Raw genomic sequence first — 12,704 nt, forward strand, 5'->3', positions numbered from 1 at the left:
CTGGCCTCCAATCCAGCCAGCATCTTGAATCACAAACATCCGGCTTTGGGAATCCTACGATTCTCTCAAAATAGGAATCGCTCTATTTCGCGGCCTCGATCTGTCCGCGGATTTCGCCGTCCCTGTTGGCTGCCGTGTGCAAATTGACATAATCCTTGCCGCCCATCAGGTCGGCGGCCTGCGCGTCGGTCAGCACGGCCGACCCTTTGATCGGGCTCTTGAGCTTGCCCTTGAACGGGATCGCCACCCCGGCGTTTTCACCCATCGCGGCTGGGCCGTGAATATGCCCGGCGGTCGCCGACCCGCTGAGGCCGGAATATTTGACGTTCCAGCTGAGTTTCTTCGTGGCCGTGTCGAAGGTAAGAGCTGCGGTGCCCTTGCCTTTTGTGGTCACCGGCGGGTTCTGCTGGGCGCCGTCGAGCGTCGCTTTCAGCTTCACCGTCTCGGCCAGGGCCGGCGCTGCCGTAAGGAAGGACGCCGAGATGGCCAGTGCCGAAAGCATCGGCGCCAAGGATTGGATACGCATGAGGATCTCCGTTTGCTGATGACATCCAGCCACGGCTCCCCGGCGCGCGGATGTATCGGCACAACGCTTATAAGAGCGAATGGCTGCGCGCGAGTAACACTTACGTGCAAACTAATGGACCGCGCGATACCCCGGATACGGGGAGCGTCAGACCGCCGCCAGCGCCTGCGTCAGGTCGGCGATCAGATCGTCCGGGTGCTCCACGCCGATCGACAGCCTGACCGTGGTCTCCAGCACGCCGATGCGCTCGCGCACCTCGAAGGGTATGCCCGAATGCGTCATGGCCGCGGGGTGGCTGGCCAAGGATTCCGTTCCGCCCAGGCTCACCGCCAGCTTGAAGATCTGCAGGTTGTTGAGAAAGGCGAAAGCCGCCTTCTCTCTGCCCTTGATATCGAAGGAGAAGGTCGAGCCGGCACCAGTGCATTGCGCCCTGTAGGTGCGACCAGCCGGCGTGTCCTCGCCCAGGAACGGCAGGTAATGCACCTTCTCGACCTTGGCATGGTCGCGCAGGAATTCGGCGACCAGCCGCGCATTGTCGTTGGCCCGCTCCATGCGGATCGACAGCGTCTCCAGCGAGCGGCCGAGCATCCAGCAGGAATGCGGGTCGAGCTGCGTGCCGATCGCGCCGCGCAGCGCCTTGATCGGCTTGGTGACCGCCTTGCCGCCCATGGCGGCCCCCGCGATCAGGTCGGAATGGCCGCCGACATATTTGGTCAGCGAATAGACGGACACGTCGGCGCCATGTTCGATCGGCCGCTGGAACACCGGGCCGAGCAGCGTGTTGTCGCAGACGACGATCGGCGTCGACCCCTGGCTCGCGCCGATCTCGTCGGCGATCTTGCGCATCAGCGCGATATCGACCAGGCTGTTGGTCGGATTTGACGGCGTCTCGATCAGGATGACCGACACGCGGCCCTTCGCGACGGCGGCGTCGGAGGCCGTGCGCACCGCCGTCTCGTCGACGCCGTCCGCGAAACCGACAGCACCGATGCCGAAACCGGAGAGCGTGCGCGTCAAAAGCGTCTCGGTGCCGCCGTAAAGCGGCTGCGAATGAAGGATGACGTCGCCCGGCCTGATATAGGCGAGCAGTGTCGTGGCGATCGCCGACATGCCTGATGAAAACAGGATGCAGGCATCCGTCCCTTCATAGATCGCCAGACGGTCCTCGACGATCTCGCTGTTGGGATGGTTAAAGCGCGAATAGACCAGGCCGGACGCCGTGCCGCTCGGCGGCTCCTTGCGGCCGGAGGTGTAATCGAAGAAGTCGCGTCCTTCTTCCGCCGACTTGAACACGAAGGTCGAGGTCAGGAACACCGGCGGCTTGACCGCGCCTTCCGAAAGCTGCGGATCGAAGCCATAGCTCAGCATCAGCGTCTGCGGGTGGAGCTTGTGGTTGCCGATATGGGTTTTCGACGGGCGTGGCGCGGTCATGATCTTTCCTGCCTGTTCGAGTGAAATATTGAACGGCAATTTATGCGATCCTGTTCCACCAGTTCTTGCTATTTTGGGGCTCTCATGGCTGCATTCCCGCAACAAATTGCCCGGAGAGACCGAACGTGCAGCAGAAGATAGCCGACGATTTCGACCGCAAGATCCTGCGTGAGCTGCAAGCCGACGCCCGCATCACCAACCACGAGCTTGCCGAGCGGATCGGTCTGTCGCCATCGCCCTGCCTGAGGCGGGTGCGGCGGTTGGAGGAGACCGGAATTATCAGGGGCTACACCACGCTGGTCGATCCCTCAGCCTTTGGCTGGAGCATGGTCGCCATCGCCACCATCCGGCTCAGCCGTCAGAACGAAGACGAGATCGTGATGTTCGAGGACGCGATCCGCGGCTGGGAAGAGGTGCTGGAATGCCACCTCGTCACCGGCTCGCGCGACTATGTGCTGAAGGTGGTGACGGGAAGCCTCGAACAGTACGAGCGCTTCATCAAGGAAAAGATCGCGCGGCTGAAATGCGTCGCCTCGATCGAAACCAGTTTCGTCATGAACACCATAAAGGAACGGCGCCTCTGACATTTCTGCCGGAGGCGCCGCTTTCTGGATAAATGTGTTGCCGACTAGGCTTACTTGACTGCCTTGTCGGTGATGGCGGTGGTGTAGGCGCCGGTCGGCTCCTTGGTGATGATCTTCTGGTCGAGCAGCGCCTTGGCGGTGCGTTCGTAGGTCGCCGGGTCGAGCTTGCCGTCGGCATTGTCGATCAGCTTGGCGACTTCGCTCATCATGCGCTTCTGGTGGTTCTCGTCCTGGCCGCCGCCGTCCATGACGATGCCCGCGGCCTCGTCATTGTTGTCGATGGCGTATTTCCAGCCCTTCATCGAGGCGCGCACGAAACGCACCATCTTGTCTTCGAAGGCCGGGTCCTTGAGCTTGTCTTCGGACGCATAGAGCCCGTCCTCGAGCAGGTCGTTGCCCATGGTCGAGTAGTTGAACACGGTCAGCTGTTCGGGCTTGTAGCCGGCGTCGATCAACTGCCAGTACTCGTTGTAGGTCATGACCGAGATGCAATCCGCCTGCTTCTGGATCAGCGGCTGCACGTCGAAGCTCTGCTTCAAGACGGTGACGCCGTCCGGGCCGCCCTCGGTCTTGAGGCCGAGCTTGTTCATCCAGGCATAGAACGGATACTCGTTGCCGAAGAACCAGACACCGAGCGTGTGACCCTTGAAGTCGGCTTCGGTCTTGATCGGGCCGTCCTTCGGGCAGACCAGCTCCATGCCTGCCTTCTTGAACGGCTGGGCGATGTTGACCAGCGGCACACCCTTTTCGCGGGCAGCCAGCGCACCGCCCATCCAGTCGACGATGACATCGGCGCCGCCGCCGGCGATCACCTGCTCGGGCGCGATATCGGGACCGCCCGGCTTGATGTCGACGTCGAGACCTTCGGCCTCATAGAAACCCTTGGCCTTGGCGACATAGTAGCCGGCAAACTGGGCCTGCGTGACCCATTTCAGTTGCAACGTCACCTTGTCGGCGGCCATTGCCTGGAACGCGGCGAGCGACATCGCGCCGGCCAGAACGGGAATAATCAGTCTTTTCATTTTTTTACCCTCTGAAGTTAGTGCCCTAAACCCACCGCCCCTATCCACCACGGACAGAGGGATGCCAAAACGTGACGGCTCTTTCGACAAGAGCGACCACGCCATAAAAGACCGAACCCGCAAGTGCTGCAACTGCGATTTCGGCCCAGACCATGTCGATGTTCATCCGCCCGACCTCGGTCGAGATGCGGAAGCCCATGCCGACGACAGGCGTGCCGAAGAACTCGGCAACGATGGCCCCGATCAGCGCCAGCGTCGAGTTGATCTTCAGCGCGTTGAAGATGAAGGGCGCTGCTGCCGGCAGCCTGAGCTTCAGCAGGGTTTGCCAGTAGCCCGACGCATAGGTGCGCATCAGGTCGCGCTCCATGTGGCCGGAGGCGGCAAGGCCGGCGACCGTGTTCACCAGCATCGGGAAGAAGGTCATGATGATGACCACCGCCGCCTTGGACTGCCAGTCGAAGCCGAACCACATCACCATGATCGGTGCCACGCCGATGATCGGCAGTGCCGAGACCATGTTGCCGATCGGCAAGAGGCCGCGCCGCAGGAACGGCACGCGATCGGCGAGGACCGCGGTGATGAAGCCGGCGCCGCTGCCCACCACATAGCCGAAGATCACCGCCTTGAAGATGGTCTGCCTGATATCGGCGCCGAGCACCGGCAGCGAACCGGCAATGCGTGCGCCGATGGCGCTTGGCGGCGGCAGCAGGATGAAGGGTATGCCGGCCCCGCGCGTCACCGCTTCCCAGATGATCAGTATCCAGGCGCCGAAGATGGCCGGGATGATCAGGCGCAACGCGGTCCGCGCCCATTTGGCGAAAGGACGCAATGATGACAGCACCGCCACGCAGCGCCAGCCAAGCAGCCAGGCAGCCGTGAGCAGCAGGAAATAGGGCGCCCGTGCCAGGCCCTCGAAGCCGGCGATGCCGCCAATCAGCAGCCAGGCGACCAGATGTGCGCCGATGAAAAGCACAACCGCTTCGACGACGGACGGTATTCTGGCCATCGTGATCAAGGCAACAAGAAGCAGCACGCCGAAGATCAGCCAGTTCGTCGCCGCATAGGGATATATCAACGTCCCTGCGGGCTGCGCCAGTGCATCCACTTTCGGCGCGGCGATCGCGCCGAGCGCCACAGCGATCAGGCACAGCACGATCGCCAGCACCGCTTGCCAGGAGGGTTTCAGCCAGTTCATGCCGGCCTCCCGCCCATGGCGCGGTCGACGAGGCGCCCGGCAATGCCGACCACCATGACCAGAAGTGCGGCCACCACCGAACCGGCGACCAGCGCCGACCAGATGTCGATGGACTGGCTGTAATAGGCGCCAGCCAAAAGCTTGGCACCGATGCCGGCGACAGCGCCGGTCGGCAGTTCGCCGACGATGGCGCCGACCAGGCTTGCCGCCACCGCCACCTTCATCGAGGTGAACAGGAACGGCACCGAAGCCGGCACGCGCAACTTCCAGAAGGTTTGCGCACGACTGGCATTGTAGGTGTGCATCAGGTCGAGATGCATGATCTCGGGCGAGCGCAGCCCCTTCACCATGCCCACAGTCACCGGGAAGAACGACAGATAGGTGGAGATCATCGCCTTCGGGATCAGGCCGCTGATGCCGATCGCCCCCAGCACGACGATGATCATCGGCGCCACCGCCAGGATGGGGATGGTCTGCGAGGCGATGATCCACGGCATCAGGCTGCGGTCGAGCGTCGCCACATGCACGATGCCGACCGCAATGATGATGCCGAGCGCGGTGCCGAAGGCAAAGCCGAGCAGCGTCGACGACAGCGTCACCCAGGCATTGTAGACGAGGCTGCGGTTCGAGGTGATGGGCCGCAGGAAGGTGTTCTCGAAGAAATTCACCGCCACCTGGTGCGGCGCCGGCAATGTCGGCTTCGGCTGCGACAGCGTCTTGCCGATGAGTTCGCTAAACGTGGAGGTCTCATTGGCACGGCGGTCGAGATCACGCTGGAACGGCGCGTTGAGGATGACGGCGAAAACATACCAGAGCACGACCACGCCAGCGAGGATGGAGGTGACGGGGATGAGTTTGTCGCGGAAGGTGTCCATCTAGCAGGCCTCGCCGGACAGGCGTGCGCTCTGCGTAACGCGAGCGACCCACCACGCGTTCGTCATCCTAGGGCGAAGCAAGGAGCGAAGCGACGCGGCGCAGACCCTAGGATCCATGCCGTTACCTCTCCGCTCCGCAACGGTGCCGAACATGATCCCCTCTGCCTCGCCCTGCTTGGCCGATACTCTCAACCGTTTTGGCCTTTCGGCAGACGTCACGGCATGCATCCTAGGGTCTGCGCTCGCCGCTTCGCATCGGCTCCGCCCTAGGATGACGAAGGCGCGGGTGGCCGCCCCCTCACCCGACCTCCGCTTCGCTCCGGCCCTCCTCTCCCCGGTGGTGGGGAGAGGAGGGAGCCCGTCGTTTGCTCCCTCAATCATCATAGCTGTGCCCTGCCCGCAGCCCGTCACGCACGCGCGCTGCGATCGCCAGAAACTCCGGCGTCTCGCGGATGTCGAGCGGCCGCTCTCTCGGCAGCGTCGATTCGATGATGTCGCTGACGCGGCCCGGCCGCGGTGACATGACGACGATGCGCGTCGACAGATAGACGGCCTCCGGAATGGAGTGGGTGACGAAGCAGATGGTCTTGTTGGTGCGTCCCCACAATTCCAGCAATTGCTCGTTGAGATGGTCGCGCACGATCTCGTCAAGGGCGCCGAACGGCTCGTCCATCAGCAGCAGGTCGGCATCAAAGGCCAGCGCACGGGCAATCGAGGCGCGCTGCTGCATGCCGCCCGAGAGCTGCCAGGGATATTTCTTTTCGAAGCCAGAGAGGTTGACGAGGTCGAGCGTGCGCTTGATACGCTCGCCTTGCTCCGCCTTGGACAGACCCATGATCTCCAGCGGCAGCCCGACATTGCGCTCGATCGTCCGCCACGGAAACAGCGCGGCGGCTTGGAAAACATAGCCATAGGCGCGTTTCTCGCGCGCCTGTTCTGCTGTCATGCCGTTGACCGAAATCGTCCCCGAGGTCGGCTTCTCCAAATCGGCGATGACGCGCAGCAGCGTGGTCTTGCCGCAGCCCGAAGGCCCGATGAAGGAGACGAACTCCCCTTTGCCGATGGTGAGATCGACATTGGACAGCGCCTGCACCGGCCCGTCATTGGTCTGGAAGGTCAGTCCGAGTTTGCTTGCCGCGACGACGGCTGGCGAAGTCCCCGTCATCGGCTGCCGCCTGCCTGTTTCCGTCCCTGCGGCGGCTGGAATCCGATTGCTTTTATCGCGATGTTGTTTTCCACTCGCCCTGTCCCATTGGTCTTGTCCCACTCGATCGACGCCCGGAGTTTCCCCGATGTCGCCCAAACCCACTTGTCATCTTATCCGCCCTGAAAGCACTTATGAAGGCAAGCAGGGATTGACCTATTTCGCCGGCATTACCGCCGAAACCGTCGGCGCCTCCGGCATCTGCATGCACATGCTCACCATCCCGCCCGGCGCGCGCGCCAAGGCGCATATGCATGAGAGCCACGAGACGGCGATCTATGTGCTCTCCGGCGAAGTCCACACCTGGTACGGCGACCGGCTCGAGCATCATATCGTCACCAAGGCCGGCGACCTTTTCTATATTCCCGCCGGCGTGCCGCATCTGCCGGCCAATCTGAGCAGCGCCCCGTCTTCGGCCGTCATTGCGCGCACCGATCCCAACGAACAGGAAAGCGTCGTCCTGCTGCCGGAACTGGATGCGCTGGTCGCGTGAGGCCAGCATCGACGGAATGGCCGCCATCGGCACCGTCACGAACATAATTGCAGCGGCCCCATTTCCTCAAGGCCGGGGATGGTGACGAAGAAACCATCCTCTCCCTTGTTGGTGACCACGACGGTTTCGATTGTCGTTCCCGCCTCGCCTTCCGCCGAACAGGTCGCGCCAAGCGATTGCGCGCCCAGCACCGATGTCAATTGCTGTGTGAACCGGCAGCCGCTGCCATAGGTCTCGACGCCTTCGGCGGTCAGCACGATATAGGCATCGCTCTCCTGATAACCGGCTTTGACGCCGGCGCAGCCGACATCATTGCCCCAGGAGCCGGCCAGTAGGCCGTCCGCTGCTGCCGGACCTGAGGCAGTTGCCATCAGGACCAACGAAATGAGCGCGGCCGAACGCGCCAAGCTCAAACCCCGGTCGCCGGGATGCCGGTGCGTTCCACCTTTCGCGGCGCGGAAATCTCTTTCCACGTCGACAGCGCCCGGTTGACCGCCGCATTCGGCTCGCGGCCGACGAATTCTCCATGCCCGGGTTTGGCCTTGATCTCGGCCTCCTGGATCGACAGTTCGCCACGCGAGAACACGAACCGCGGCAGACCGGTCACCTCGAACCCTTCGAACACGTTGTAGTCGATGACGGACTGCTGCTGCTTAGAAGTGATCTTCTTCTTTCGCTTGGGATCCCAGACGACGATGTCGGCATCCGCGCCTTCGACGATGGCGCCCTTTTTCGGATACATGTTGAGGATCTTGGCGATGTTGGTCGAGGTCACCGCGACGAACTCGTTCATCGTCAGCCGGCCGGTGTTGACGCCTGTGGTCCACAGCACCGGCATGCGGTCTTCGAGCCCGCCGGTGCCGTTCGGGATCTTGGTGAAATCGCCGATGCCGTTACGCTTCTGCTTGGTGGTGAAAGCGCAATGGTCGGTCGCCACCACCTGCAACGAGCCCGCCTGCAGGCCGGCCCACAGCGAATCCTGGTGCAATTTGTTGCGGAAGGGCGGGCTCATCACGCGGCGCGCCGCATGATCCCAGTCTTTGTCGAAATACTCGCTCTCGTCCAGCGTCAGGTGCTGGATCAGCGGTTCGCCGAACACCCGCATGCCCTTCTGCCGCGCCCGGCGGATCGCCTCGTGGCTCTGCTCGCAGGAGACATGCACGACATAGAGCGGCACGCCGGCCATGTCGGCGATCATGATGGCGCGGTTGGTCGCCTCGCCTTCCACTTCGGGTGGCCGTGAATAGGCGTGGCCCTCGGGGCCGTTGTTGCCGGCAGCCAGCAGCTTCTGCGACAGGGCGGCAACGACGTCGCCATTCTCGGCATGCACCAGCGGCAGCGCGCCGAGATCGGCGCAGCGCTGGAACGACGCATACATCTCGTCGTCGTCGACCATCAGCGCGCCCTTGTAGGCCATGAAATGCTTGAACGAGGTGATGCCCTTGTCGACGACAGTGGCCATCTCGTCGAACACCTGCTTGCCCCACCAGGTGATCGCCATGTGGAAGGAATAGTCGCAGGACGCCTTCGAGGTCTTGTTGTCCCACATCTGCAAGGCTTCGAGCAGCGACTGCTGCGGCGCCGGCAGGCAGAAATCGACCACCATCGTCGTGCCGCCGGAGAGCGCCGCGCGCGTGCCGGATTCGAAATCATCGGCCGAATAGGTGCCCATGAACGGCATTTCGAGATGGGTGTGCGGGTCGATGCCGCCCGGCATGATATAGCAGCCGGTGGCATCGAACTCGTGGTCGCCATGCAGGCCCGAACCGATGGCCACGATCTTGCCGTGCTGCATCAGGACATCGGCCTTCCAGGTGCGGTCGGCAGTGACGATGGTGCCGTTTCGGATGACTTTGGTCATTGGTTGTTCCGTTGTTCTTGCCGCGCTTCTTACGAGCGTCGTTTGAAGGTAGATTCTAAGCTCACTCCACGATGACAGCCGTCTCCACCACCGCGTGGAACAAAACGTCCGCGCCCGCCGAAGCCCATTCCTTGGTGATCTCCTCGGCCTCGTTGTGGCTGAGGCCATCGACGCAAGGGCACATCACCATGGCGGTGGGCGCGACGCGGTTGATCCAGCAGGCGTCGTGGCCGGCGCCGGAGACGATGTTGCGGTGGGAATAGCCGAGGCGTTCGGCGGCATCACGGATCGCCTTGACGCAGCCGGCATCAAAGGTCACCGGATCGAAAGCACCGACCTGTTCGATCTCGTAGCGAATGTCGAGTGCATCGCAGATCGTGTCGATGCCTTCGCGGATGCGGCCGTCCATCGCGTCCAGCACTTCCTTTTCCGGCGAGCGGATATCGACGGTGAAGACGGTGCGCCCGGCGATGATGTTGCGCGAATTGGGATAGACCTCCATGTGGCCGACCGCGCCGACGGCATCGGGCTGGTAGTCCATGGCGATCTCGTGCACCAGTTCGATCACCCGCGCCATGCCGAGCCCGGCATTGCGGCGCTTGGGCATCGGCGTCGAGCCGGTGTGGGCTTCCTTGCCGGTCAGCGTCACCTGCAGCCATTTAAGGCCCTGGCCATGGGTGACGACACCAATGTCGATATCTTCGTCCTCGAGGATCGGACCCTGTTCGATATGCAGTTCGAAGAAGGCGTAGATCTTACGGTCGCCGACCTTCTCGCTGCCCTTCCAGCCGATGCGCTCGAGTTCCTCGCCGAATTTCTTGCCCTGTTTGTCGACATGCCCGTACACATCGGCCTGGTCGAGCACGCCGGCGAACACGCCGGACGCCATCATCGCCGGCGCGAAGCGCGAGCCCTCCTCGTTCGTCCAGTTGGTGACGACGATCGGATGTTTGGTCTTGATGCCGAGATCGTTGAGAGAGCGCACCACTTCAAGCCCACCCAGCACGCCGAGCACGCCGTCATACTTGCCGCCGGTCGGCTGCGTATCGAGATGGCTGCCGACATAGACCGGCGGCAGGCTGGGATCGGTGCCTTCGCGGCGGGCAAACATCGTGCCCATTTCATCGACGCCCATTTCGAGCCCGGCCGCATCGCACCAGCGCTTGAACAGATGCCGCCCTTCGCCGTCTTCGTCGGTCACGGTCTGACGATTGTTGCCGCCGGCAATGCCGGGGCCAATCTTCGCCATCTCCATGATGGAATCCCACAAACGGTCTGAATTGATTCGCAGATTCTCGCCGGGTGCGGCCATCTTGAGTTCCCATCTACACCAGGGTTCTTGTCGCCCCTTGAGTGATTTACAGCTTGACCGTATGGTCAGCTTTTAAACTACACAACCTGACCAAGCGGTCAACTAGAATCTTGGGGTAGACATGGCAGAACCCACCCGCCCCATGCGGCGACAGGAGATCCGACGAGAGAATGAAAAAACCATTCTCGTCGCTGCCGAGAAGGTGTTTGCGGAGGCAGGGTTCGGCGGCGCCACGATGCAGTTGATCGCGGATCTGGCGGGACTGCCGAAGGCAAATCTCCACTATTATTTCGCCACCAAGGAAGAGCTTTACCGGTCGGTAGTTCAAAACATCTTTGAAATCTGGCTACAGGCGGCCAATTGCTTCGACGCGGCGCGCGGACCCATAGACGGCATCAGTGCCTATATCGACGCCAAGATGGAAATATCACGCCGCCATCCTGACGGCTCCAAGGTCTGGGCCTCTGAAGTGATGCACGGTGCGCCGGTGCTTCAGGACTATATGGAATCGACGCTGCGCGAATGGACGGACGGCCGCGTCGAGATCATCAGGCGCTGGATCGAGGAAGCCAAGATGGACCCGGTGGATCCGCGCCATCTGCTCTATATGCTTTGGGCTACGACCCAGCACTACGCCGATTTCGGTCACCAGATCGAGACGCTCAATGGCGGCAAGCCGCTGTCCGACCGGCAATGGCGGGAAGCCAAGGAAAATATCAAGCGGGTGATCCTGACCGGGATCGGCGCGTTGCCCGCCTGACTGTAACCGTTCGTTGCAGCAAAAGATCAGGTCGGCGCGCTGCCGCACCGACCCCACCCGACCGCTTCGCGGCGACCCTCTCCTCCAGGGCGAGGGATATCGTGTCAGTCCGTCAATCGATGGACCTCAGCACTTCCCGCACATGGTCGATCAATTCGTTGATCTGGCCCTTGGTGATGATCAGCGGCGGCGACAGCGCGATGATGTCGCCGGTGGTGCGGATCAGCGCGCCGCGCTCGAACGCCTTGACGAAGGCCGAGAAGGCCCGTTTGGTCGGCTGGCCGGCGATCGGCGCCAGCTCGATCGCACCGATCAGGCCGATGTTCCTGATATCGATGACGTTCGGCTCGCCTTTCAGCGAATGCAGCGCGTCTTCCCAGTACGGCGCCAGCTCCTCGCCACGGGTCAGCAGGCCCTCTTCCTTGTAGGTGTCGAGCGTGCCGAGTGCGGCCGCGCAGGCGATCGGGTTGCCCGAATAGGTGTAGCCGTGGAAGAACTCGATCATGTGCTCGGGGCCGGTCATGAAGGCGTCGTGGATCTCCTTCTTCACGAACACAGCGCCCATCGGGATGACGCCGTTGGAGACGCCCTTGGCGGTGGTCATGATGTCGGGCGTGACACCGAAATAGTCGGCGGCGAACGGCGTGCCGAGACGGCCGAAACCGGTGATGACCTCGTCGAAGATCAACAGGATGCCATGCTTGGTGCAGATTTCGCGTAGCCTCTCGAGATAACCCTTCGGCGGCAGGATGACGCCGGTGGAGCCGGCGACCGGCTCGACGATGACGGCAGCGATGGTGGAAGCGTCGTGCAGAGCGACGATACGCTCCAGTTCGTTGGCGAGTTCCGCGCCATACTCCGGCACGCCCTTGGTGAAGGCGTTCTTTTCCGGCAGATGCGTGTGCGGCATATGGTCGACGCCGCCGAGCAGCGTGCCGAACATCTTGCGGTTGGTGACGATGCCGCCGACCGAGATGCCGCCGAAATTGACGCCGTGATAGCCGCGCTCGCGGCCGATCAGCCGGGTGCGCGAGCCCTCGCCTTTAACACGGTGATAGGCGATCGCCATCTTGAGCGCTGTCTCGACCGATTCCGAACCGGAATTGGTGAAGAAGACATGATCCATGCCCTTGGGCGCGAGGTCGACCAGGCGGTTGGCCAGTTCGAACACGATCGGATGGCCCATCTGGAAGGCGGGCGCATAGTCGAGCTCGGCGGCCTGCTGTTGGATCGCTTCGGTGATCTTCGGCCGGCAATGGCCGGCATTGACGCACCACAGGCCGGCGGTGCCGTCGAGCACCTTGCGGCCGTCGCTGGTCGTGTAGTGCATGTCCTTGGCGGACACCATCATGCGCGGCGCCTGCTTGAACTGCCGGTTTGCCGTGAACGGCATCCAGAATGCGCTGAGATCGTTCGGCGTGACTTTCAGCCGGTTGGACAT

The 12,704-nt window shown here is 62.5% G+C and carries 13 protein-coding genes; 3 read left to right on the plus strand and 10 right to left on the minus strand.

What is annotated here, in order from left to right; all coding sequences use genetic code 11:
* Window positions 1-82: 82 nt before the first annotated feature.
* A complete protein-coding gene (locus NKH97_RS26985) occupies window positions 83-526 on the minus strand; it encodes a CHRD domain-containing protein (RefSeq protein WP_352443077.1) in 444 nt (147 codons plus the stop codon).
* Between the two features lie 147 nt (window positions 527-673).
* Window positions 674-1,957: a cystathionine gamma-synthase family protein gene (locus NKH97_RS26990; protein WP_023813181.1), complete on the minus strand. Its 1,284-nt coding sequence runs from the start codon at window positions 1,955-1,957 to the stop codon at window positions 674-676.
* Between the two features lie 125 nt (window positions 1,958-2,082).
* Between NKH97_RS26990 and NKH97_RS26995 the strand changes: the two genes are divergently transcribed.
* Window positions 2,083-2,541, plus strand: a complete 459-nt coding sequence (locus tag NKH97_RS26995) for an Lrp/AsnC family transcriptional regulator (protein ID WP_352443078.1) — start codon at window positions 2,083-2,085, stop codon at window positions 2,539-2,541.
* A gap of 50 nt (window positions 2,542-2,591) precedes the next feature.
* Here the strand turns inward: NKH97_RS26995 and NKH97_RS27000 are convergent, their stop codons facing one another.
* The 4 genes from NKH97_RS27000 to NKH97_RS27015 form a co-directional block, all read right to left on the minus strand.
* The gene (locus NKH97_RS27000) at window positions 2,592-3,563 is read right to left on the minus strand and encodes an ABC transporter substrate-binding protein (protein ID WP_352443079.1); all 972 of its coding nucleotides are present in this window, start codon (window positions 3,561-3,563) and stop codon (window positions 2,592-2,594) included.
* 40 nt (window positions 3,564-3,603) lie between these two features.
* Complete coding sequence (locus NKH97_RS27005; protein WP_352799144.1) at window positions 3,604-4,758, minus strand: ABC transporter permease; 1,155 nt, start codon at window positions 4,756-4,758, stop codon at window positions 3,604-3,606.
* Complete coding sequence (locus NKH97_RS27010) at window positions 4,755-5,633, minus strand: ABC transporter permease (RefSeq protein ID WP_352443081.1); 879 nt, start codon at window positions 5,631-5,633, stop codon at window positions 4,755-4,757. Before NKH97_RS27010 ends, NKH97_RS27005 begins: the two co-directional genes overlap by 4 nt.
* A 373-nt stretch (window positions 5,634-6,006) precedes the next feature.
* Window positions 6,007-6,798, minus strand: a complete 792-nt coding sequence (locus tag NKH97_RS27015) for an ABC transporter ATP-binding protein (protein ID WP_023813186.1) — start codon at window positions 6,796-6,798, stop codon at window positions 6,007-6,009.
* Window positions 6,799-6,925: 127 nt separating this feature from the next.
* Between NKH97_RS27015 and NKH97_RS27020 the strand changes: the two genes are divergently transcribed.
* Complete coding sequence (locus NKH97_RS27020) at window positions 6,926-7,330, plus strand: cupin domain-containing protein (protein WP_127296050.1); 405 nt, start codon at window positions 6,926-6,928, stop codon at window positions 7,328-7,330.
* A gap of 35 nt (window positions 7,331-7,365) precedes the next feature.
* Here NKH97_RS27020 and NKH97_RS27025 read toward each other — a convergent pair whose 3' ends face one another.
* The 3 genes from NKH97_RS27025 to NKH97_RS27035 all read right to left on the minus strand — a co-directional run bounded on the left by NKH97_RS27025 (window position 7,366) and on the right by NKH97_RS27035 (window position 10,503).
* On the minus strand, window positions 7,366-7,737 hold the full coding sequence (locus NKH97_RS27025; protein WP_352799145.1) for a hypothetical protein: 372 nt from the start codon (window positions 7,735-7,737) through the stop codon (window positions 7,366-7,368).
* A 2-nt stretch (window positions 7,738-7,739) separates the two neighbouring features.
* A complete protein-coding gene (hydA, locus tag NKH97_RS27030; protein ID WP_352799146.1) occupies window positions 7,740-9,191 on the minus strand; it encodes a dihydropyrimidinase in 1,452 nt (483 codons plus the stop codon).
* A 61-nt stretch (window positions 9,192-9,252) separates the two neighbouring features.
* Entirely contained in the window at window positions 9,253-10,503 is a 1,251-nt protein-coding gene (locus NKH97_RS27035) for a Zn-dependent hydrolase (RefSeq protein WP_352776322.1), read from the minus strand.
* A 121-nt stretch (window positions 10,504-10,624) separates the two neighbouring features.
* Here NKH97_RS27035 and NKH97_RS27040 point away from each other — a divergent pair, with 121 nt between their 5' ends.
* Entirely contained in the window at window positions 10,625-11,263 is a 639-nt protein-coding gene (locus tag NKH97_RS27040; RefSeq protein ID WP_013530908.1) for a TetR/AcrR family transcriptional regulator, read from the plus strand.
* Between the two features lie 112 nt (window positions 11,264-11,375).
* On the opposite strand, the gene aptA is transcribed toward NKH97_RS27040, so the two are convergent.
* Entirely contained in the window at window positions 11,376-12,704 is a 1,329-nt protein-coding gene (gene aptA / locus NKH97_RS27045; protein ID WP_128303455.1) for an omega-aminotransferase AptA, read from the minus strand.

The organism is Mesorhizobium sp. M0870, from assembly GCF_040319775.1.
Lineage (GTDB): Bacteria > Pseudomonadota > Alphaproteobacteria > Rhizobiales > Rhizobiaceae > Mesorhizobium.